General features: G+C 51.4%; 21 protein-coding genes. 6 read left to right on the top strand and 15 right to left on the bottom strand.

The genetic code is table 11. The annotated features are described in order from the left end of the window. Positions 1 to 16: 16 nt before the first annotated feature. Genes citG through citC form a run of 6 tightly spaced genes read right to left on the bottom strand, consistent with a single transcriptional unit; the run spans position 17 to position 5,265 of the window. Positions 17 to 922 (bottom strand): triphosphoribosyl-dephospho-CoA synthase CitG, encoded by a 906-nt coding sequence (gene citG, locus EHN13_RS09845; RefSeq protein WP_061067504.1) that lies wholly within the window; start codon positions 920 to 922, stop codon positions 17 to 19. Then, a complete protein-coding gene (citX, locus tag EHN13_RS09840; protein WP_048212311.1) occupies positions 891 to 1,445 on the bottom strand; it encodes a citrate lyase holo-[acyl-carrier protein] synthase in 555 nt (184 codons plus the stop codon). Before citX ends, citG begins: the two co-directional genes overlap by 32 nt. A gap of 3 nt (positions 1,446 to 1,448) precedes the next feature. After that, the gene (gene citF, locus EHN13_RS09835) at positions 1,449 to 2,981 is read right to left on the bottom strand and encodes a citrate lyase subunit alpha (RefSeq protein ID WP_048212310.1); all 1,533 of its coding nucleotides are present in this window, start codon (positions 2,979 to 2,981) and stop codon (positions 1,449 to 1,451) included. 9 nt (positions 2,982 to 2,990) lie between these two features. After that, the gene (locus tag EHN13_RS09830) at positions 2,991 to 3,899 is read right to left on the bottom strand and encodes an aldolase/citrate lyase family protein (RefSeq protein WP_048212309.1); all 909 of its coding nucleotides are present in this window, start codon (positions 3,897 to 3,899) and stop codon (positions 2,991 to 2,993) included. Further along, positions 3,896 to 4,192, bottom strand: a complete 297-nt coding sequence (gene citD, locus EHN13_RS09825) for a citrate lyase acyl carrier protein (RefSeq protein ID WP_005120843.1) — start codon at positions 4,190 to 4,192, stop codon at positions 3,896 to 3,898. Before citD ends, EHN13_RS09830 begins: the two co-directional genes overlap by 4 nt. After that, positions 4,189 to 5,265, bottom strand: a complete 1,077-nt coding sequence (gene citC / locus EHN13_RS09820; protein WP_048212308.1) for a [citrate (pro-3S)-lyase] ligase — start codon at positions 5,263 to 5,265, stop codon at positions 4,189 to 4,191. The genes citD and citC overlap by 4 nt, the downstream gene beginning before the upstream one ends. 389 nt (positions 5,266 to 5,654) lie before the next feature. On the opposite strand from citC, the gene dpiB reads away from it, so the two are divergent. Next, the gene (dpiB, locus tag EHN13_RS09815; protein ID WP_061067507.1) at positions 5,655 to 7,316 is read left to right on the top strand and encodes a sensor histidine kinase DpiB; all 1,662 of its coding nucleotides are present in this window, start codon (positions 5,655 to 5,657) and stop codon (positions 7,314 to 7,316) included. Beyond that, the gene (gene dpiA, locus EHN13_RS09810) at positions 7,285 to 7,965 is read left to right on the top strand and encodes a two-component response regulator DpiA (RefSeq protein ID WP_005120841.1); all 681 of its coding nucleotides are present in this window, start codon (positions 7,285 to 7,287) and stop codon (positions 7,963 to 7,965) included. The genes dpiB and dpiA overlap by 32 nt, the downstream gene beginning before the upstream one ends. A gap of 149 nt (positions 7,966 to 8,114) precedes the next feature. Here the strand turns inward: dpiA and dcuC are convergent, their stop codons facing one another. After that, on the bottom strand, positions 8,115 to 9,497 hold the full coding sequence (gene dcuC, locus EHN13_RS09805; protein ID WP_048212305.1) for an anaerobic C4-dicarboxylate transporter DcuC: 1,383 nt from the start codon (positions 9,495 to 9,497) through the stop codon (positions 8,115 to 8,117). A 457-nt stretch (positions 9,498 to 9,954) separates the two neighbouring features. Between dcuC and pagP the strand changes: the two genes are divergently transcribed. Next, positions 9,955 to 10,518: a lipid IV(A) palmitoyltransferase PagP gene (pagP, locus tag EHN13_RS09800; protein ID WP_048212304.1), complete on the top strand. Its 564-nt coding sequence runs from the start codon at positions 9,955 to 9,957 to the stop codon at positions 10,516 to 10,518. Between the two features lie 189 nt (positions 10,519 to 10,707). After that, a complete protein-coding gene (gene cspE, locus EHN13_RS09795; protein WP_124021310.1) occupies positions 10,708 to 10,917 on the top strand; it encodes a transcription antiterminator/RNA stability regulator CspE in 210 nt (69 codons plus the stop codon). 51 nt (positions 10,918 to 10,968) lie between these two features. On the opposite strand, the gene crcB is transcribed toward cspE, so the two are convergent. Then, complete coding sequence (gene crcB, locus EHN13_RS09790; RefSeq protein ID WP_043015566.1) at positions 10,969 to 11,352, bottom strand: fluoride efflux transporter CrcB; 384 nt, start codon at positions 11,350 to 11,352, stop codon at positions 10,969 to 10,971. 90 nt (positions 11,353 to 11,442) lie between these two features. Here crcB and EHN13_RS09785 point away from each other — a divergent pair, with 90 nt between their 5' ends. Together EHN13_RS09785 and tatE are read left to right on the top strand one after the other, a co-directional pair. Then, on the top strand, positions 11,443 to 12,231 hold the full coding sequence (locus EHN13_RS09785) for a deaminated glutathione amidase (RefSeq protein WP_124021309.1): 789 nt from the start codon (positions 11,443 to 11,445) through the stop codon (positions 12,229 to 12,231). A 128-nt stretch (positions 12,232 to 12,359) separates the two neighbouring features. Then, positions 12,360 to 12,563, top strand: coding sequence for a twin-arginine translocase subunit TatE (gene tatE / locus EHN13_RS09780; protein ID WP_101742395.1), 204 nt, complete (start codon positions 12,360 to 12,362; stop codon positions 12,561 to 12,563). Positions 12,564 to 12,661: 98 nt separating this feature from the next. Here the strand turns inward: tatE and lipA are convergent, their stop codons facing one another. The 7 genes from lipA to mrdA all read right to left on the bottom strand — a co-directional run bounded on the left by lipA (position 12,662) and on the right by mrdA (position 20,443). Beyond that, positions 12,662 to 13,627 carry a lipoyl synthase gene (gene lipA, locus EHN13_RS09775; protein ID WP_003022702.1) on the bottom strand — a complete coding sequence of 322 codons (966 nt, stop codon included), beginning with the start codon at positions 13,625 to 13,627 and terminating at the stop codon, positions 12,662 to 12,664. 206 nt (positions 13,628 to 13,833) lie between these two features. Beyond that, positions 13,834 to 14,475, bottom strand: a complete 642-nt coding sequence (gene lipB, locus EHN13_RS09770) for a lipoyl(octanoyl) transferase LipB (RefSeq protein ID WP_048212301.1) — start codon at positions 14,473 to 14,475, stop codon at positions 13,834 to 13,836. Between the two features lie 113 nt (positions 14,476 to 14,588). Continuing rightward, positions 14,589 to 14,852: a DUF493 family protein YbeD gene (gene ybeD / locus EHN13_RS09765; protein WP_000850547.1), complete on the bottom strand. Its 264-nt coding sequence runs from the start codon at positions 14,850 to 14,852 to the stop codon at positions 14,589 to 14,591. 106 nt (positions 14,853 to 14,958) lie between these two features. Beyond that, complete coding sequence (gene dacA / locus EHN13_RS09760) at positions 14,959 to 16,170, bottom strand: D-alanyl-D-alanine carboxypeptidase DacA (protein ID WP_048212300.1); 1,212 nt, start codon at positions 16,168 to 16,170, stop codon at positions 14,959 to 14,961. 142 nt (positions 16,171 to 16,312) lie between these two features. Next, complete coding sequence (rlpA, locus tag EHN13_RS09755) at positions 16,313 to 17,416, bottom strand: endolytic peptidoglycan transglycosylase RlpA (protein ID WP_116360528.1); 1,104 nt, start codon at positions 17,414 to 17,416, stop codon at positions 16,313 to 16,315. Positions 17,417 to 17,426: 10 nt separating this feature from the next. Then, a complete protein-coding gene (gene mrdB, locus EHN13_RS09750; RefSeq protein WP_003022718.1) occupies positions 17,427 to 18,539 on the bottom strand; it encodes a peptidoglycan glycosyltransferase MrdB in 1,113 nt (370 codons plus the stop codon). A 2-nt stretch (positions 18,540 to 18,541) separates the two neighbouring features. After that, entirely contained in the window at positions 18,542 to 20,443 is a 1,902-nt protein-coding gene (gene mrdA, locus EHN13_RS09745) for a peptidoglycan DD-transpeptidase MrdA (protein WP_048212298.1), read from the bottom strand. Between the last annotated feature and the right edge of the window lie 5 nt (positions 20,444 to 20,448).

Below are 20,448 nucleotides of genomic sequence, written 5' to 3'. Positions count from 1 at the left end.
TCTCCGGAAAGGATCTTTAATTGTGATAATGATGAACTTGTGAAATCTGAGCTAAGAACCAGGTGACGATCAGCAGATCGGCGCAGCCTCCGGGACTGAGGTTGCGTTCAATGCACTGTTGGTCGAACTGGTGTAGGTATTCGAGATCGGCAGGGGTACGAATCCCCCCTTGCTGTATCAGGGCGGTGGCCTGCTGCTGTAGCCAGCGCAGACCTTCTGCGCCGCCACGTGAAGCCACGTTGGTGTCGCCGTTGATTGACATCAGCAGCAATAAAGTGTCGAGTAACGCCAGTTCAGGGTCGCGGCCCTGAGTCAGCAGTGCGCGGTAGTGCGGCAGGGCATGCTGGATGACGAGCGGGTATCCCGCTTCGGCTTCGCCCCGTGCGCCGGTTAATCCCAGTTGCTGATAAAGACGTTGGCCAGCCGTGAGTTGTTGATTGTTCTGGCGCAGTTCGCGCTCGGTCAGGCCCCGGCAAAATGTTGCTGCCGTAGAGCAAATGGTTTCAGCGGTAACAGTCAGTTGGAGCTGGTGCAGGCGGCCAATGGCGGCACACAGCAGTCCCAGAGAAAAGATGCTGCCTTTGTGGGTATTTACCCCAGCGGTGGCGCGAAACATATCAGCTTCGCAGGCCATACCCAGCGGACGCAGTCCTTTCAATACATCCTCAGGCGACAGCTGTGCGCTAAACGCCCCATATTCAATAAAACGTGGCAGCCAGGCCTGAATCGCTTCGGCGCTGCGATGAAAATCTTCCAGCGCCATATCTTTATGCGCACCATTATTAATGCGATCCACCAGACCTGGCTTGGGCGATAAGTTGACTTCAGTCAGCATGGCGCGCCAGGCAAGCGTTGCGTAGGCGTCGGGCAGATCCAGTGGAAGGACTGCGTTATTCGTCGATGTTGCGGGAATCGGCATCATGCAGCAGTGCCTCCATTTGAATGAGTAAGTCGGAAAGCGCGTGGGTTTTACCCCGCGCACATTCTGCAGCGCTTTGCTCGCACAACAGACAGCGGCGGGCAGGAAGCGCGAAATGACGGCGGGACAGGATTTCTCCTTCAGGGGTCAGGACATCGATGTCCCATAACCGTCCCAGCGGATGTGAATGCTCAAGCCCGATAGTGGCGAGCTTGAGGTCGTGGGCTGGTGCCTCGATGGACAACAGACCTTCCGGACCGCTGGCGGAGACCAGCGCAGTTTGCTCCCTGACAATCCAGGATGATTGTTTCGCCAGCGCAAGCAGGGCGATGACGCCGTGATTAAAGATGCGACGGGTTAATTCGCTGTCTTTGATCGGACCTGGCGCTACCACGGTAAAAGAGACCAATGGCGCGTGGTGACGCGTGAGCCAGGCATGTTGCCTCGCTTGTCTCTCATCACGGCTGGCGAGCAGCTCGGGAATGGAAACCGCGTGGCAGGTGGCGTGTTCAGGGAGCAGGTGCATGGCTTATTCCTTCACCTGATGCACAACGTCAATCACTGAGCCATCGCGATAACGCACAACGGCAATTACGCGGTCAGTAAATTCGATTGCGCGTGGCTGACCGGTAAGCTGCTGTGCACGTTCGCGTAACCATTCAATGGACACGACTTTCATACCCGCTTCTTGCAGACGTTCTGCCAGCTCAGGGCGCGCAGGGTTGACGGCGATACCGTGGTCAGTGACCAGGATATCAACGCTGGAACCTGGGGTTACGCAGGTCAGGACGTTATCAACCAGCGTCGGGATGCGCCCGCGAACCAGCGGTGCGACGATGATGGAAAGCGCTGCGGCAACAGCTGTATCACAGTGACCACCGGATGCGCCGCGCAGTACGCCGTCAGAACCGGTCAGTACGTTAACGTTGAAGTGGGTATCCACTTCAAGTGCGCTCAGCACCACGACGTCCAGACGATCGACAGAGGCGCCTTTTGAGCCCCAGTTGGCATACTGGTTAGCACTGATTTCAATGTGATTTGGATTGCGGGCCAGGGACTCAGCCGCATTACGGTCGAAGCTCTGTACATCCAGCAGTTTGCGGATTAAACCTTTCTCATGCAGGTCAACGATGGTGGCAGTGATACCGCCCAGCGCAAAGTCAGCACGGATGTCGCGGCTGCGCATTTTGTCTTCCAGGAAACGAGTAACGGCCAGAGACGCGCCGCCGGTGCCTGTCTGCAGTGAGAAGCCTTCATTGAAGTAGCCGGAGTTAGCAATAACCTCTGCTGCGCTGCGGGCGATCAGCAATTCGCGCGGGTTGGTGGTCATGCGAGTGGCATCAGCACCAATTTTGTCCGCATCACCGACCTGATCGATCTGCACGATCAGATCCACCTGATCCTGGGTAATGCTGGCTGGATTATGCGGGTAGGTCAGCAGCTGTTCGGTCAGCAGGACAACCTGTTTTGCGTTTTCGGCGTCTACGCGGGCATAGCCCAGTGAGCCGCAGCACGCTTTACCGGTATAACCGTTGGCGTTACCAAACGGGTCACAGGACGGCACACCGAGGAAAGCGACATCAATGTTGAGCTCGCCGCTTTGTACCAGATGTACACGACCACCGTGAGAGTGGACCTGAACAGGTTCAGCCAGCAGACCGCGAGAGATCTCTTCTGCCAGCGGGCCACGCAGACCAGAAGTATAAATACGGCTGACGACACCCTGACGAATGTGTTCAACCAGCGGCGCATGGCAGTCGCTTAGGGAGCTGGAAGCCAGCGTCAGGTTTTTAAAGCCCATTGCAGCGATGGTATCCATCACCAGGTTGATCGTCAGATCGCCACCACGGAAAGCGTGGTGGAAGGAGATGGTCATGCCATCCTGTAAGCCTGAACGGCGAATGGCCTCTTCCAGGTTAGCGCACAGTTTTTTGTTGCGCGGTTTTTGCGCCTGTAATTCAACTTTTGCGGTGCTCTGATAAGCGGAAAGCTCGCTTTCTGCATGACGGCTCCAGGTCGCCACGCGATCCTGGCGTTGAGACTGTTCGATTTTCTGCGTCATTTTTTTGCCTTATTCTTCGCGAATGCCGGAAAGTTCTGCACGGGAGATAACCAGAAGGGCGCGCTCGATAACCGGGCTGTCGACCATCTTGCCGTTGAGGGAAACTACGCCACGGCCTTCACGGGCGGCGGCTTCAGCGGCTTCTACCACCAGACGTGCGTGAGCCAGCTCTTTGCGCGTCGGGGCATACAGGTTGTGCAGGAGTTCAATCTGACGCGGGTTGATGAGCGACTTACCATCGAAACCCAGTTGCTTGATGTGTGCGGCTTCGTGCAGGAAACCCGCTTCGTTATTGGCATCGGAATAGACGGTATCGAACGCCTGAATGCCAGCAGAACGCGCAGCCTGCAGAATTGAGCAGCGGGCAAACAGCAGTTCAGTACCTTCCGGGGAGCGTTCAGTGCGCAGGTTACGCACGTAGTCTTCTGCGCCGAGCGCAATACCGATCAGACGCTCGGAAGCATGGGCAATTTCTACCGCGCGGGTAATACCTAATGGTGATTCGATAGCGGCCAACAGACCGGTGCTGCCGGGTTCACGACCACAGGCTTTCTCGATGCGCAGGATTTCGCTTTCGATGTCGATGACATCCTGGGCGGTATCCGTTTTGGGTAAACGTACGATGTCAGCACCACCGCGTACCACGGCTTCAAGGTCGTTGATGCCCCATTCGGAGTCGAGGGCGTTTACGCGCACGATAGTTTCAACGTCGTGATACAGCGGATGCTGCAGCGCGTGATAGACCATGCGGCGCGCGGTGTCTTTCTCACGCAGTGCGACGGAGTCTTCCAGGTCGAACATCAGCGCATCTGCCGGGTAGATGAATGAGTTGCTGACCATCGCGGCGTTAGCGCCTGGTACGAACAACATGCTGCGGCGTGTGCGGGATTTACGTTGTTGTAAAGAATCGGAAATCATTGGCAATCCTCCCATGGCAGTGCCGGAATGCCGCTGGCGCGGGCCAGTAATGCTTCCAGTCGCGCACGTAAAATGCAGTCCAGTGCGCCTTTATCATCAACATTTAATTGCACGCCGCGGACGTTATAGCGGGACAGAACGTCCAGAATGGTGGCCCTGATGGCATCACCGAACTGCTTTTCGACGCTACTGTTAACCTGCAGGTCAATATCCTGCGTATCGAGCGGGGCGATGCGGATCATCACATCACCGGACTCGAGAGTGCCTGCGACGGCTGCCTGGTTTATTTTCATTTTTCACCTGTTGCTAATGCGGGGGTATTTTGGCGGACTGCCGCAGCCGATGAGGTTCGCTCAACCATGCTTTGCAAGTAGTGCAGCGTGGCTTCGGGTACCAGGGATGCGATAGCCGTGAGATCTTTTTTAACCAGCAGCTTGCGCACCCAGGAGGCGGAAATCGGCATCTCCTGGAAACACAGCCGCTCAATTTCCACCAGTTCAATCGGCGGGGCGGGAAGTGTTGGGGTCTCCAGCCAGTAGCGCATATCGTTGTTGTACTGGGAGGTGACGGTGCAATATGGCTCAGTACCGACGAAACGGTGCGTAACGCCGAGTGCCGGGGCCAGGTACTGACGGAAAATTTTCAGGTCTATTTCGGTGTAGCAGTGGTTAATAACGCTCTGCTCTTTAATGAAGTAGCACGGGAACGTGGCGCGAGAGATGATGTATTCCGAACCGCGGTGTACGGTTAAACGTGGAATATCTTTTGTCCCTTTGAGGACCAGGTCCAGTCGGTCTTCATACGGGAAACGCGAAGTATCTTCTTTCACCAAAAACAGATGCAGCCAGTCGCACTGTGCGGCGGCTTGTTGGATCAGAAAACGGTGCCCGTTGGTGAAGGGGTTGGCATTCATCACGATGCAGCCAATTTTTTTCCCTTCACGGCGCTGTTTTGCCAGTGATTCAGCGTAACGTTTGAGGCGAGTGGTGCTGTTTTCCATTAACACCATAATGCCGGGCACGCTGGTCAGCGTCGAAAAGCCGCACTGCTTAAACAGTGACTCATACTCGGTTTTGGTATAGATGAAGAGATGGGTGCAATGCCGCTCGTAGGCAAGGTTGATTAACTCAGTCGCCAGCGTCAGCGCTAAGCCTTCACCGCGTACGGATTCACAGATCGCGACGCATTTAATGATATTGCCGGCGATACCGCCACAAGCGATCAGACGGTCGTTACGGGTGACGGTGATAAATACTTCGACGGTGGTATCAACGCTCAAATCGTTCTCTTTCAGAAATTGAGCGATAACCGCCATCTTTTTATTTTCTGAGCGTTTAACTTGCGTGAATATATTATTACCGAACATAGTAAATAGAGCCCCGATGGTATATTTGTTACTGGGTTTCTGTTTTTGTTGCTCTGTTTAGCAACTTGATAACGTTTTGTTTGCAATTGAAGGGAATGTTTTTTTATTACGGAGTATTTCTTTTTTTCCCTGTTGCATACATCGTAAGGAGTATTTTGGCGGCAAATTTTGATTTATTTCACAATAAGTTAGATGGTTTTAATGTGTTTTATGGTTTTAAGTTTTTTAATTAATTTAACCCGAAAATAGCGTGTGGTTTTTATTTGTTTAATTGATTTAAGGTGGGGAATCTGTAACGATCCTATTTTAGGCCGTGACTTGTAAATAAAACATTTTTATTACATATACAACGAAAAATAAGTTTCGGTTAACGTCGGTGAGGAAAAAACATGTCAAAAAAGAAAAATAAAACACGGTTTCCTTTTTTTCGCAGCCTGGCGTTTCCGTTGCGTATTTTTCTACTCATTCTGGTCGTTTCTGTTTTTATCATCGCGGCGTTAGCACAATACTTTACCGCCAGCTTTGAAGATTATCTGACAACGCATGTCCGCGATATGGCAATGAATCAGGCGAAAATTATCGCTTCCAACGACAGCATTATTGCTGCCGTAAAGCACCGTGATTACGAGCGTCTGGCAACGATAGCGGATAAGTTGCAGAGCGGGACTGACTTTGACTATGTGGTTATTGGCGATACCCACTCGATCCGTCTTTATCACCCTAATCCGGATAAAATTGGCTACCCCATGCAGTTCACCAAACCCGGCGCGCTGGAGAAAGGGGAAAGCTACTTTATTACCGGTAAAGGGTCTATCGGGATGGCGATGCGCGCCAAAACCCCTATCTTTGATGATGATGGTAAAATCATCGGTGTTGTCTCAATTGGCTACCTGATCAGTAAAATAGACAGCTGGCGCTCGGATTTTTTACTTCCGATGGCTGGGGTGTTCATTCTGTTGTTACTGGTGCTTATGTTACTTTCCTGGTTTTTTGCCGCCCATATTCGGCGTCAGATGTTGGGTATGGAGCCTAAACAAATCGCGCGGGTGGTACGTCAGCAGGAGGCGCTGTTTAGCTCAGTCTACGAAGGCTTAATTGCTGTTGATCCTGACGGGTGCATTACGGCGATAAACCGCAGTGCGAGAAAAATGCTGGGGCTCTCGTCACCTGGACGTAAGTGGTTGGGTAAGCCGATTGCGGACGTCGTTCAGCCAGCAGACTTTTTTACCCAGCAGATTGCGGAAAAGCGCCAGGATGCGATGGTTAACTTTAATGGGTTGAGTGTTATTGCCAACCGCGAGGCTATCCGCTCAGGCGATGAACTGCTCGGGGCAATCATCAGTTTTCGTAGTAAAGATGAAATTGCTACCCTTAATGCGCAATTAACGCAGATCAAACAGTATGTAGAGAGCCTGAGAACGCTGCGCCATGAGCACCTGAACTGGATGTCGACCATCAATGGCCTGCTGCAAATGAAAGAATATGACAAGGTTCTGGCCATGGTGCAGGGAGAATCCCAGGCGCAGCAGCAACTCATTGATAGTCTGCGCGGCGCTTTCGCCGATCGTCAGGTTGCAGGCCTGCTGTTTGGCAAGGTACAGCGTGCGCGGGAACTGGGTCTCACAATGACCATTGTGCCTGGCAGTCAACTGCATAAACTTCCTGAGGGGTTGGATAGCACAGAGTTTGCAGCAATTGTTGGCAATCTGCTTGATAATGCTTTTGAAGCCAGTTTGCGTACCCAGCAGGGTAACAAGGTCGTTGAACTCTATCTGAGCGATGAGGGCGATGAGGTGATCATCGAAGTCGCCGATCAAGGTTGTGGCGTACCGGAAGCATTGCGCGAAAAAATATTTGAACAGGGTGTGAGCACTCGTACCGATGAACCAGGCGAACATGGCATCGGTTTGTATCTGATTGCAAGTTATGTGAGGCGCTGTAATGGGGTTATTACGCTCGAAGATAACGCCCCCTGCGGCACCTTATTTTCTTTATTTCTTCCGAAAGTGAAAAAAAACAATGACGGAACCATTAACGCTGTTAATCGTTGAGGATGAAACGCTACTGGCGGAAATGCATGCTGAATATATCCGCCATATACCCGGTTTTAGCCAGATATGGCTGGCGGGTAATCTTGCGCAGGCAAGAATGATGATTGAGCGTTTTAAGCCCGGTTTGATTCTTCTTGATAATTACTTGCCGGATGGCAAGGGCATAACTCTGTTACACGAGCTGACTCAGGCACGTTACCCTGGCGGCGTGGTGTTTACCACGGCAGCCAGTGATATGGATACGGTCTCAGAAGCCGTACGCAGCGGGGCGTTTGATTATCTGGTTAAACCCATAGCCTATGAGCGACTGGGGCAGACGCTTACCCGCTATCAGCAACGCAGAAGAATGCTGGCCGGTAATGACAGTGCCAGCCAAAAACAGATTGATGAAATGTTTAATGCCTATGCGCGCGGTGAGCCGAAAGGGGATTTGCCGACGGGGATCGACGCGCTAACGCTGAATGCTGTACTGAAGTTATTTGCTGATCCGACGGTACATCATACTGCGGAAACGATCGCCCAGGCGCTAACTATCAGCCGTACAACATCCAGACGCTACCTGGAGTACTGTGCCAGCCGCCATTTGATCATTGCAGAGATTATTCACGGGAAGGTAGGTAGACCGCAGCGTATTTACCACGGCGGCTAATACACGTCATCCTTTAAGCTGCCTCTTTGTTGGCTGCGTGCAGAAACCCCAGTCACATAGTTATCTATGCTCCTGGGGATGTATTCACTTGCCGCCGCGATGCAGCATAAATGATTTTGTGTATTAAGGTCAGGTATTAACAGGTATCGTTAACCGCCAATCAGGGCAGACGTTGCCGGTACCATCACTTCAGTGGCGATAATCACAATCAGCAGTCCGACCATTACCGGAACAGAAGTTCGTTTTACGACTTCAAACGGTGAAATCTTCGCCATCCCCGCGACAGCCACAACCACACCGGATACCGGGGAGATTGTGCGTCCGAGGTTTGACGCCTGCAGCATTGGGATCGAAAGGTAGGCAGGGTTGATACCGGAAGAGTGCGCCAGTTTTGGGATCATCTCAACGAAGGCGTAGAAAGGCGCGTTACCGGAGCCCGTGGTCATTGCGGCCAGCATGGTCAGAATCACCAGAACCAGCATCAGAATAATGCTCGCAGAACCAAATGAGGTGGCGATAGAGATCAGACTCTGAATAAAGCCAATGGTGCTCAGACCCTGAGCAAATACACCGGCTGCAACTAACAACATGACGACGTTAGCAAAGGCATCTGCCATTCCGCGGTAGGCGACTTCCAGACCTGAGAAAACCTTCTGGGTGTTGAATCCGCGGATGAACTCCAGCACTGCGGCAATAAGCATGCACAGCACCAGAATCGTGATAATGTGCAGTTGCGGGCCCCATTTACCATCAAAAATCAGTACACCGACGATCGGGGTAAACGGCAGAATGGCGTAAAACGAGGGAGCCGTAGTGGTGATTTCTGCCACATCTAACATTTCGTGAGAGATGTTCTCTTTTTTATCCAGATAGCGCTGCCAGAAGTAATGAGCAATCGCCATACCAATAATGGCAGCAATGGAAATCGGCAACGTGGTTTTAAACGCGAAGTCGATCAGTGGCATTTCCGCTGCTTTTGCAGCCAGCACGACATCCCCGGAAGTTGGAGAAAGAATGATTGCGGCAGGGGAGGCGCAAATGGCCGCCGCAGCACCACGACTGATCCCAACGTTAACCATGACCGGAAAGAGTGTCGCCATCAACAGCACGCCCAGCCCGGTTGCCGAAGAGACTGCCAGTGACATCAGGCAGGCAACAAAATAGGCGGCAATCATTAGCATGTAAGGCGAGTTGATATATTGCAGGGGCCTGGAGGCCAGCTTAACGACCATATCGTTCGCGCCGATATGCGTCATGTAGGCGGCAAAACCACACAGCATCATAATCATCATGCCGAGGTCGCCGCCGCGGCTCATCAGCAAAATTTTAATATATTCAACAATATCTGTCGCGGTGTAGCCGGTACTTTCGGCACTGCCGGGCAGAACTTTATGTCCCATCAGGGCGCTGATAATCAATAAAACCAGGCCCCCGACAAACAATACGCCGGTCGCGGAATAACCTTTAATGATGTAGCGAGCCACACCCACAATAACAACGACTCCAATAAGGAGTTCTATAAATGTCAACATTGTTTCCCCTGTCATATTGACGCCCAGAAAGTAAAAAAACTAAAAAAAGCATAAAGCGGTGTGAGAATGTGCCTAATAAACACCTGCCTCTTGCTGATTAAAATCAATAAAAATACGGATTCAACCGATGGCGCAGGCGTTTTTTCAACATAGCGGATGAAAAGGGAGTACGGCAATCAAAAACTGTGAAACACTCTGGTTTTATGTGTTATTTTGTTTTGTGATGATGCATCAATGTTAATTAATTGTAATTTATTTGGTGTTTTTGCGTAAAAGAAGCCGGTTAATAGAAATAAGAGAACATGTCACATATAAAAACCACAATAAATATAATGACAACGATCTGAAATTTATATGTGGAGAATATTCTGATTTTTTATTAGCGCATCTTTGTTAAGCTAACATTAAGGTTTTGTTTGCTACAATTAATACTAACTCCCAGGATGGTAATTAAGTCGTGATTGTCGCTAAACGTTATTTTCTCATTTTTTCATTTCTTTTTATTCAGTTAGCCTTTATTCCTCAGGGTTTTGCTGAGGATAAAGGGTGGTTTGATACTTTTAAAGATAATGTCAGTGAAACCTGGCAGCAGCCTGAGCATTATGATCTGTATGTGCCGGCCATTACCTGGCATGCGCGTTTTGCCTACGATAAAGAGAAAACCGATCGCTACAACGAACGTCCCTGGGGTGCAGGATTTGGCCAGTCCCGTTGGGATGATAAAGGTAATTGGCACGGGCTCTATATTATGGCCTTCAAGGATTCCTTTAATAAATGGGAGCCGATTGGCGGCTATGGCTGGGAAAAAACCTGGCGACCGCTGGCCGATGATAATTTCCGTCTGGGGCTGGGCTATACAGCTGGTTTCACCGCGCGCGATAACTGGAACTATATTCCCGTGCCATTGATCCTGCCGTTGGCATCGATAGGCTATGGGCCGGCAACGTTCCAGATGACCTACATTCCGGGTACGTATAACAACGGAAATGTCTACTTTGCCTGGATGCGTTTCCAGTTTTGACAGGCTACCTGTATTGTCAGGTAGATTATTATAAACCTGTTTAAAAACAGATGGATACATTGTTTGTCCGAAAAATAACGCGACATTTATCACTTTTTGACAAAGTTCGACTGGACAAAGTGCATCACAATTGTTGTACTGATACCCGACACAGCATTTGTGTCTATTTTTCATGTAAAGGTAATTTTGATGTCTAAGATTAAAGGTAACGTTAAGTGGTTTAATGAGTCCAAAGGATTCGGTTTCATTACTCCGGAAGATGGCAGCAAAGACGTGTTCGTACACTTCTCTGCAATCCAGACCAATGGTTTTAAAACTCTGGCTGAAGGTCAGCGCGTAGAGTTCGAAATCACTAACGGTGCCAAAGGCTCTTCTGCTGCAAACGTAATCGCTCTGTAAGCATACGACAGCAAGCATTCAAAACCCGCTTAATTGCGGGTTTTTTTTCGCCTAGTGTGCAGGAGAGGCAGAAACCAGCCAGAATGCCAGAGCCGTCATCGCAAATGAACCCAACAGGTTAACCAGCACATTCACCATTGCCCAACCAAAGCGTCCCTCTTGCAGCAAAAACACGACTTCTGCCGAGAAGGTTGAAAACGTCGTCAGTCCTCCGCAGAAACCGGTGGTAATGAGCACTTTCCACATTGGATCAATGTTTGTCATGCGGTTAAACCACGCCAGCCCCATGCCAATAATAAACGCGCCAATCAGATTTGCTGCCAGCGTACCGAATGGGATGGCCTGATGCAGCGGATTGAACCGCATGCTTAACATCCATCTTGCTACGCTTCCTGTACCGCCACCGATAAAAACTGCTAAAAGGAGTTGTAACACTGCATAATCCTGCTATTTGATTGTATATAGCGTGAGTGTAACGCTGAATAATCGTTGTTGGCGAGCTTAACCCATTTTTCTGGAGGGAATATGTTTGTTGCAGCAGGGCAATTTGCCGTGGGCCCCTCGTGGGAAAAAAATGCGGAAACGTGTGTCCAGTTGATGTCTCAGGCCGCAGGAGAAGGCGCATCTCTGTTGGTGCTGCCGGAAGCGCTGTTGGCCCGTGACGATCTCGACCCCGATCTATCGGTGAAGTCAGCCCAGCTACTGGAAGGCGGTTTTCTGACGCGGTTACAGCAAGAGAGTGCGCAAAATGAGATGACGACGATTCTGACGATTCATGTTCCCTCTGTACCTGGCCGGGCGTTGAACATGCTGGTTGCGCTACGGAGAGGTCGGGTTATCGCCCATTACGCAAAATTACATCTCTATGATGCCTTTTCGATTCAGGAGTCGCGGAATGTCGATGCAGGTGAGGCTGTAGCGCCATTACTGGACGTAGACGGATTAAAGGTAGGGTTAATGACCTGCTATGACCTGCGCTTCCCTGAGCTGGCATTGGCGCTCGCGTTACAGGGGGCTGAAATCCTGGTCTTACCGGCGGCCTGGGTGCGAGGATCGCTCAAAGAGCATCATTGGACAACGCTGTTGGCGGCAAGAGCTCTGGATGCAACCTGTTATGTGATTGCTGCGGGGGAGTGTGGTAATAAGAATATCGGTCAAAGCCGGGTTATCGATCCGTTTGGCGTGACGATTGCCGCTGCGGCGGAAACGCCTGCGCTGATAATGACGGAGGTTTCTGCTGAGCGGGTGAGGCAGGTCAGGGCGCAACTTCCTGTGTTACGTAACCGCCGCTTTGCGCCACCGCAATTATTATGACGTTTTTTTAAACAAGGCTTGATTCACCTTGTTACAGATTGCTATTGTGTGCGCGCGTCGAAAGGCCGTTAATATTCTCAGGTTAATATGGCGCTTTATGCAGCCTGGTTTAAGTTAAGAAGGTATCTATGGGTGAGATTAGTATTACCAAACTGCTGGTGGTTGCCGCACTGGTCGTTCTGCTGTTTGGTACCAAGAAGTTACGTACGCTGGGTGGAGACCTGGGGACGGCAATCAAAGGCTTCAAGAAAGCAATGAACGACGATAATACCGATGCCAGCAAAGAGGCTGATGGTAGCGTTCAGGCTGAGAAGCTTTCTCATAAAGAGTAATGTCAGGAGCATGATGCTCATACTGCATACTCTGCATGAAAAAAAACCGGCGATTTGCCGGTTTTTTTATTGCTGATATGTAAGTGAGTATTACACGATTACTTCACTTCCAGCCCTTTGGCCTGCATGTCAGCATGGTATGAAGAGCGAACGAACGGACCGCATGCCGCATGGGTAAAGCCCATCGCCATGGCCTCTGCTTTCATCTCATCGAACTCATCCGGGCTTACATAGCGTTGCACCGGCAGGTGGTGACGGCTTGGCTGTAAATACTGCCCCAGCGTCAGCATGGTCACACCATGACTGCGCAGGTCACGCATAACCTCAATGATTTCAGCATTGGTTTCGCCCAGACCCACCATCAAACCCGATTTGGTCGGGATCTCCGGATGCGCTTCCTTGAAACGTTCCAGAAGCTTCAGCGACCAGTTGTAGTCCGCCCCAGGGCGTACGTTACGATAAATACGCGGTACGTTTTCGAGGTTGTGGTTAAACACGTCTGGCGGCGTGGCGGTGAGGATATCCAGCGCGCGATCCATACGACCACGGAAGTCAGGCACCAGCGTTTCGATTTTAATCGACGGGCTTTTCTCACGAATAGCGGTGATACAGTCAGCAAAGTGCTGAGCGCCGCCGTCACGCAGATCGTCGCGGTCAACGGAGGTAATGACAACATAGCGTAGCGCCATGTCCGCAATCGTCTGGGCCAGTTTTAACGGTTCGTTAGCATCAGGGGCAACCGGGCGACCATGGGCAACGTCACAGAATGGGCAACGGCGAGTACAGATTGCGCCGAGGATCATAAAGGTCGCGGTCCCGTGGTTGAAACATTCTGCCAGGTTAGGGCAGGACGCTTCTTCGCAGACAGAGTGCAGGCCATTTTTGCGCATCGCTGCTTTGATACCCTGGATGCGAGTGGAGTCCGCTGGCAGTTTTATTTTCATCCATTCCGGCTTACGCAGCAGGGCTTCGCGCTCTGTTGCTACATTTTTTACCGGGATAAGAGCCATCTTATCGGCATCGCGGTATTTAACACCGCGTTCCATCACAATGGGTTTACTCATAGCTTGCGTGTTCCAGTTGCGAATTACGAAGGAAAGCGTTTCAATTCAAGGGAATGTTGCATTTATCAACTATTTTTGAATTAGTGATACGCAGTATATCATTGAAACGGGCCAGAAAGCAGCCTGACAGGCTGGCAAAATGTAAAATAGTTGTTGTTTTGTGCCATTTGCCACAACATATGCTGCGGCAAACGATAACCTGTTTCTCAGTCTGCGATGTACTCGTGGGGGGGATTGCCCAACAGCGCTAAAATGTTAGCCAGCAGACGAGGACGCACGCTCTCGGTCGTGGCTGCGCTATCCCACTGCGATACTTTCGCCATCTCCATTCCGGCGTAACCACAAGGATTGATACGCAGGAAAGGCGACAAATCCATATCCACGTTGAGCGCTAAGCCGTGAAACGAACATCCTCTACGAATACGTAATCCCAAAGAGCAGATTTTCTTCTCCCCGACGTATACGCCAGGCGCATCAGCGCGCGGATGGGCGTCAATACCTATCTCCGCAAGCGTATTCACCACGGTTTGTTCCAGCAGTGTTACCAGTTCACGCACGCCCAGTTTGCGGCGTTTGAGATTCAACAGAACATACATAACCTGCTGACCGGGTCCGTGGTATGTCACCTGACCGCCCCGATCGCTTTGGATAACGGGAATATCACCGGGCATCAGTACGTGCTCTGCTTTACCGGCCTGACCCTGGGTAAAGACAGGATAATGCTCTACCAGCCAGATTTCATCATGACTATGTTCATCGCGGGTATCGGTGAATTCGTGCATGGCTAGAGAGACTGGCTCGTAGGGTTGAAGACCGAGCTGGCGGACAAGAATTTTATCCTGATACAAAACGGCATCTCCGTAGATACTCACATAGAGTAGAGAATGTTAAAGAGGGGGAAAGTATATCACAGGGGGGAGGGGTTACCCGAGCGGGGATGCAGCGGGTAACCGACAGGCTTTTACAGCACCATACGTACGATATCGATATTACCTAATTCTTCGTACAGTGTTTCAACCTGCTCAATGTGTGTCGCATTAATAGTGATAGAGACCGAGTGGTAATTGCCTTTGCTGCTCGGTTTTACCGTTGGGGAGTAATCACCTGGCGCATGGCGCTGTACCACTTCAACCACCTGATCAACCAGCTCAGGCAACGCCTGCCCCATTACTTTGTAAGTAAATGGAGTAGGGAATTCAAGCAGTTCGTTAAGTTTGGTTTTCATGTCAGCTCCGGCGTTACATCAAAAAATAATAACTCCCACGGCGCGTGGGAGTTATCTGGATACCTAGTATATGGGGACGTAAATCACACTTTCAAGTGTTCGATTTTTAGCCAAACCAGTGATGGAACATTAATTTAATGTAATCAATGATTTTACCAAAGAAGTTGCCTTCCGGGATTTCCTGCAGAACCACCAGCGGACGCTGTTCAATAGTTTTGCCATCAAGCTGGAAGTTGATGGTGCCGACAACCTGGTTTTTCTGCAGCGGTGCATGCAGTTCCGTGGTGTTCAGAACATAGCTGGCTTTCAGATCTTTCATGCGGCCGCGTGGAATAGTCAGGTACACGTCTTTATCGACACCTAATGACGCACGATCGGTATTACCAAACCAGGCCGGTTCTGAAGCAAACTCTTTGCCGACTTTCAACGGGTTCACGGTTTCAAAGAAACGGAAGCCCCAGGTCAGCAGTTTTTTACTTTCAGTTTCGCGGCCTTTATAGGTGCGACCACCCATCACGGCGGAGATCAGACGCATCTGGCCTTCGGTTGCGGATGCAACGAGGTTGTAGCCAGCTTTGTCAGTGTGGCCGGTTTTGATACCGTCAACATTCAGGCTGTTATCCCACAGCAGACCGTTACGGTTGAGCTGGCGGATACCGTTAAAGGTGAACTCTTTTTCTTTATAGATAGAGTATTCGTTGGGCACGTCGCGAATTAGCGCCTGACCAATCAGTGCCATGTCACGGGCCGAGCTGTACTGACCGTCAGCATCGAGACCATGAACGGTCTGGAAGTGGGTGTTTTTCAGGCCCAGCGCATTCACATAGCTGTTCATCAGACCGACGAAAGCATCCTGGCTTCCGGCTGCGAAGTCCGCCATTGCCACGCAAGCATCGTTCCCTGATTGCAGGTTAATACCACGGATCAATTGAGAAACAGGAACCTGCATGCCAGGTTTGAGGAACATCAGCGATGAACCTTTAAAGACCGGGTTGCCCGTAGCCCAGGCGTCGTTGCCGACGGTGACCAGATCGGTTTCTTTGAATTTCCCGGCTTTCATCGCCTGGCCGATGACGTAGCTGGTCATCATTTTGGTCAGGCTGGCGGGGTCACGGCGAGAGTCCGCATTTTGTTCTGCGAGAACTTTGCCTGAATTGTAGTCAATCAGGATATACGACTCCGCATCGATCTGCGGAACACCCGGGATCATGGTTTTAATATTCAGGTCATCTGCATGGGCAGCAGAAAGAGAGGCTGCGCAGAGAGCCGCGGTGAGCGCCATGCGCTGCACGAAACGAGCGGAAAAAGTGGTCTTCATGGTCTGAACTACGACGTCCGTGGTGAAATTAAAAAAAGTGCCCTACTATAGCAAATGCATAACTGGCAGGCATCTGACTTTCCGCGTGACTTTGTTAATGTCATTTACAGAAATTGACAATTCAGATGCCTGGTTTACGTTATTACACGCCGGTGATGAAGGACTGTAATTGCGCCTCGGATTGCAGACGCTGCTGCAGTGTGGAGGCTTCAGCCTTGCTGGCGAATGGCCCCATCTGAATACGCCAAACGGCACCGTTTTGCACAACCCGGCCCGGAACGCCAAACTGCTGACTTAAACGCTTTTGATACTGCTGTGCACGCGCCTGCTCGCTTACCGCACCAACCTGAACGACGTAACGACCGTTGGCTGCAGCTGCCGGAGTGGCAACGGCGACGGCTGGTGCTGCTGCGACAGTCGGTGTTGTGGCTGGGGCAGTCACAGGGGCAGCCGGTTGTGGCGCTGGCGTCGGTTCGCTACCTTCAAGCACGCCGGAAGCGAGCGTAGTCGGCGCACCGAGGAATCCACCGCTGTTTACTGGTGCTCCGGTAGGGTCATCGCTTTTCAGCGTGGAATTGCTGATCGGGCGGATATCTCCTTGCGGCTGACCCGCATCCGGTGTAGCAGGCATGCTGCCACCGCCGCTTAAATCAGGGCGAGAGGGCAGGGCATAGGTTTGTTTGGCCACTGTCGTACAGGCCATACCTGGGCCGGACAGAGAACCATCCTGTGCGACAATGATAGGATCGATACGCACTTTCGTGTTGTTAGATGTGTTCAGACGATCGGCTGCTGCTCGCGACAGCGAAATGACGCGATCGTTGCCATATGGACCACGATCGTTAATGCGTACGACGATCATTCGACCGTTTGCCAGGTTAGTAATTCTGGCATAGCTTGGAATGGGCAGCGTCGGGTGCGCAGCAGTCAGCTGCATCGGGTCGAACGCTTCACCTGATGCGGTCAAATTACTTCCTGGCTCCGCATCGTAAATGGCGGCCAGTCCAGCCTGGCTAAAGCGGGAGGGATCCTGGACTATCTTGTAGCTCTTACCGTCACGCTGATAGTCCTGATTCGCCGTTGGGTTCAGGGGTTCAAAACGCGGATCGGCTCCGCTGATTTCAACAATCGGACCATTACACACCGCAGGTTGCGGCGCGACGGCAGCCTGTTGCTGACCATCATCACTTGAACACGCCGCGAGCATTCCTGCTGCGATGCAGATTCCAATCCACTGCTTACGCATTGCGTACCCCTTACACGCTTTTTGACAACATTTTTCTATGGGTGTGGATCGACATGACAATCCCGAACCCGGCCATCAGCACGATCAGTGCAGAGCCTCCGTAACTGACCAGTGGGAGTGGAACCCCAACTACAGGCAGAATACCGCTCACCATACCAATATTTACGAAGACATAAACGAATAATATCAACATTAAACCACCGGCCATGACGCGACCAAAGGTCGTTTGTGCGTGGGCGGCGATCCACAATCCGCGCATAATCAGCAAAATGTACAGGGCAAGCAGGATTAAAATCCCTACCAGACCCAGCTCTTCCGCCAGTACTGCAAAGATAAAGTCAGTATGACGTTCGGGCAAAAACTCCAACTGCGACTGCGTACCATGCAACCAGCCTTTGCCGCGTAGCCCACCTGAACCAATAGCAATTTTAGACTGAATAATGTGATAGCCCGCGCCCAGCGGATCGGTTTCCGGGTCGAGAAGCATCATCACGCGTTGTCGCTGGTAATCATGCATCAGGAAGAACCACAGTATTGGAATAAATGCGGCCACCAGAACCACAGCAACGCCGATTAAACGCCAGCTCAAGCCGGAGAGGAACAAGACAAACAGGCCGGAAAGCGCAACCAGGATTGAGGTGCCGAGGTCAGGCTGCGCGGCAACCAGCAGCGTGGGCATAAAAATGAGCACCAGCGCTATAGCCGTATTCTTCAGCGAAGGTGGGCAGACATCGCGGTTGATAAAGCGCGCCACCATCAGTGGGACGGCTATCTTGGCGATTTCCGAGGGCTGAAAACGCACGATTCCCAAATCCAGCCAACGTTGTGCGCCTTTGGAAATGGCGCCGAAGGCATCGACAGCAACCAACAGGATGATACAGAAGATATAGAGGTACGGCGCCCAACCTTCATAGACTCTGGGAGGAATTTGCGCCATCACCACCATGATGACCAGCCCCATAGCGATCTGGCCGACCTTACGTTCCATCATGCCAATATCCTGGCCGCTGGCGCTCCAGATGACCAGCGAGCTGTAGACCAGCAGAGCCAGCAAGATAAGCAACATTGTGGGATCGATATGAATTTTGTCCCAGAATGTTTTTTTGTTCGGATTATCCGTCACGATTATTGGTCCTCACCTGCTGCAACCGCCGGGTTTTCAGCAGGCAGATTGGTGTTGTTGTCACCCAACATAATGTGGTCAAGGATCTGGCGCATGAGTGTACCTACAGCCGGACCGGCCCCACCGTTTTCGAGGATCATCGCGACAGCGACCTCGGGTTTGTCATAGGGCGCGAATGCAGTCATCAGTTTGTGGTCACGTAAACGTTCGGCGATCTTATGTGCGTTATAGGTTTCATTGGCTTTCAGGCCAAATACCTGCGCGGTACCGGATTTCGCCGCAATTTTGTAGGGTGCGCCAGCAAAATACTTGTGCGCAGTCCCATTAGGGCGATTCGCTACACCGTACATACCGTCTTTGGCGATTTCCCAGTAGCCAGAATGAATGTCACCGACAGGAGGCTCATGTGGCTGTACCCACGGCACTTGCTTGCCGTTTTCCGCTGTGCTCATCAGCAGATGAGGGACTTTCACCATGCCGTCGTTGATGAGGATCATCAGCGCTTTGCTCATCTGGATAGGCGTTGCTGTCCAGTAGCCCTGACCGATACCGACAGGGATTGTATCACCCTGGTACCAGGGCTTTTTAAACCGTTTTTGCTTCCACTCGCGGGTTGGCATGTTACCCGCGCGCTCTTCAGCGAGATCGATGCCCGTATAATGGCCGTAACCAAACTTGCTCATCCACTCAGAAAGACGGTCAATCCCCATATCATAGGCGATTTGATAGAAAAACGTATCAGCGGACTCTTCCAGAGAACGGGTGATGTTCAGATGACCGTGACCCCATTTTTTCCAGTCACGGTAACGTTTCTCTGAACCGGGTAATTGCCACCAGCCCGGATCAAATAGCCCGGTATTGCGGGTAATAACGCCTGCGCTTAACGCAGAGACCGCAACATAAGGTTTAACCGTGGACGCCGGAGGGTAAACGCCTTGCGTGGCGCGGTTAACCAGTGGCGTATTGGGGTCATTGAGTAACCCGGAATAATCTTTGCTGGAGATGCCGTCCACGAACAGGTTCGGGTCATAGCTTGGCATAGAGACCAGTGCCAGGACACCACCAGTACGCGGGTCTGTGACCACGACGGCGGCACGGCTACCCGCCAGCAGCGTTTCAATGTATTGCTGGAGTTTCAAATCAAGCGTCAGATAGATATCGTGCCCGGCCTGCGGCGCCACTTCTTTAAGCTGGCGAATAACGCGGCCGCGGTTATTGACTTCAACCTCTTCATAACCGGTTTGACCATGAAGTACGTCTTCGTAATAACGTTCAATACCCAACTTACCGATGTCGTGCGTCGCCGCGTAGTTGGCCAGCTTGCCGTCTTTATCCAGGCGTTCAACGTCTTTATCGTTGATCTTCGATACGTAGCCGATCACGTGGGTCAGTGCAGAGCCGTAGGGGTAATAGCGGCGTTTATAGCCTTTAACTTCGACGCCAGGAAAACGATACTGATTCACGGCAAAGCGTGCGACCTGAACTTCAGTCAGGTTGGTTTTTACCGGAATAGAGGTGAAGCGGTGTGAACGGGCGCGCTCTTTTTTGAAGGCGGCAATGTCATCGTCCGTCAGATCGACGACGTTACGCAGCGCGTCGAGCGTATCCTGAATGTTGTCGACCTTTTCCGGCATCATTTCTATCTGATAAATGGTGCGGTTAAGGGCGAGGGGAATTCCGTTGCGGTCATAAATGATGCCGCGGCTGGGGGCGATAGGCACCAGTTTGATGCGGTTCTCGTTCGAACGGGTCTGATAATCAGTAAAGCGAACGATTTGCAGATTATAAAGATTGGCGATTAGCACGCCAGTGAGCAGCAAAATCCCCAAAAAAGCGACCAGCGCCCGGCGCACAAACAGCGCGGACTCAGCCGTATAGTCGCGAAAAGAATTCTGTAGTTTCATCCGCT

It is taken from the genome of Citrobacter youngae, assembly GCF_003818115.1.
Lineage (GTDB): Bacteria > Pseudomonadota > Gammaproteobacteria > Enterobacterales > Enterobacteriaceae > Citrobacter > Citrobacter youngae.
Note: the sequence above shows the minus strand (reverse complement) of the source record. Positions and strands in the feature narration are given on the sequence as shown.

Excerpts from the sequence above, each read along its gene's own strand:
- rlpA (WP_116360528.1), bottom strand. The coding sequence starts at position 17,416 with ATGCGTAAGCAGTGGATTGGAATCTGCATCGCAGCAGGAATGCTCGCG.
- dacA (WP_048212300.1), bottom strand. The coding sequence starts at position 16,170 with ATGAAGACCACTTTTTCCGCTCGTTTCGTGCAGCGCATGGCGCTCACC.
- EHN13_RS09830 (WP_048212309.1), bottom strand. The coding sequence starts at position 3,899 with ATGATTTCCGATTCTTTACAACAACGTAAATCCCGCACACGCCGCAGC.
- citG (WP_061067504.1), bottom strand. The coding sequence starts at position 922 with ATGATGCCGATTCCCGCAACATCGACGAATAACGCAGTCCTTCCACTG.
- citC (WP_048212308.1), bottom strand. The coding sequence starts at position 5,265 with ATGTTCGGTAATAATATATTCACGCAAGTTAAACGCTCAGAAAATAAA.
- citD (WP_005120843.1), bottom strand. The coding sequence starts at position 4,192 with ATGAAAATAAACCAGGCAGCCGTCGCAGGCACTCTCGAGTCCGGTGAT.
- cspE (WP_124021310.1), top strand. The coding sequence starts at position 10,708 with ATGTCTAAGATTAAAGGTAACGTTAAGTGGTTTAATGAGTCCAAAGGA.
- mrdA (WP_048212298.1), bottom strand. The coding sequence starts at position 20,443 with ATGAAACTACAGAATTCTTTTCGCGACTATACGGCTGAGTCCGCGCTG.
- lipA (WP_003022702.1), bottom strand. The coding sequence starts at position 13,627 with ATGAGTAAACCCATTGTGATGGAACGCGGTGTTAAATACCGCGATGCC.
- ybeD (WP_000850547.1), bottom strand. The coding sequence starts at position 14,852 with ATGAAAACCAAACTTAACGAACTGCTTGAATTCCCTACTCCATTTACT.
- dcuC (WP_048212305.1), bottom strand. The coding sequence starts at position 9,497 with ATGTTGACATTTATAGAACTCCTTATTGGAGTCGTTGTTATTGTGGGT.
- citX (WP_048212311.1), bottom strand. The coding sequence starts at position 1,445 with ATGCACCTGCTCCCTGAACACGCCACCTGCCACGCGGTTTCCATTCCC.
- dpiB (WP_061067507.1), top strand. The coding sequence starts at position 5,655 with ATGTCAAAAAAGAAAAATAAAACACGGTTTCCTTTTTTTCGCAGCCTG.
- citF (WP_048212310.1), bottom strand. The coding sequence starts at position 2,981 with ATGACGCAGAAAATCGAACAGTCTCAACGCCAGGATCGCGTGGCGACC.
- tatE (WP_101742395.1), top strand. The coding sequence starts at position 12,360 with ATGGGTGAGATTAGTATTACCAAACTGCTGGTGGTTGCCGCACTGGTC.
- EHN13_RS09785 (WP_124021309.1), top strand. The coding sequence starts at position 11,443 with ATGTTTGTTGCAGCAGGGCAATTTGCCGTGGGCCCCTCGTGGGAAAAA.
- dpiA (WP_005120841.1), top strand. The coding sequence starts at position 7,285 with ATGACGGAACCATTAACGCTGTTAATCGTTGAGGATGAAACGCTACTG.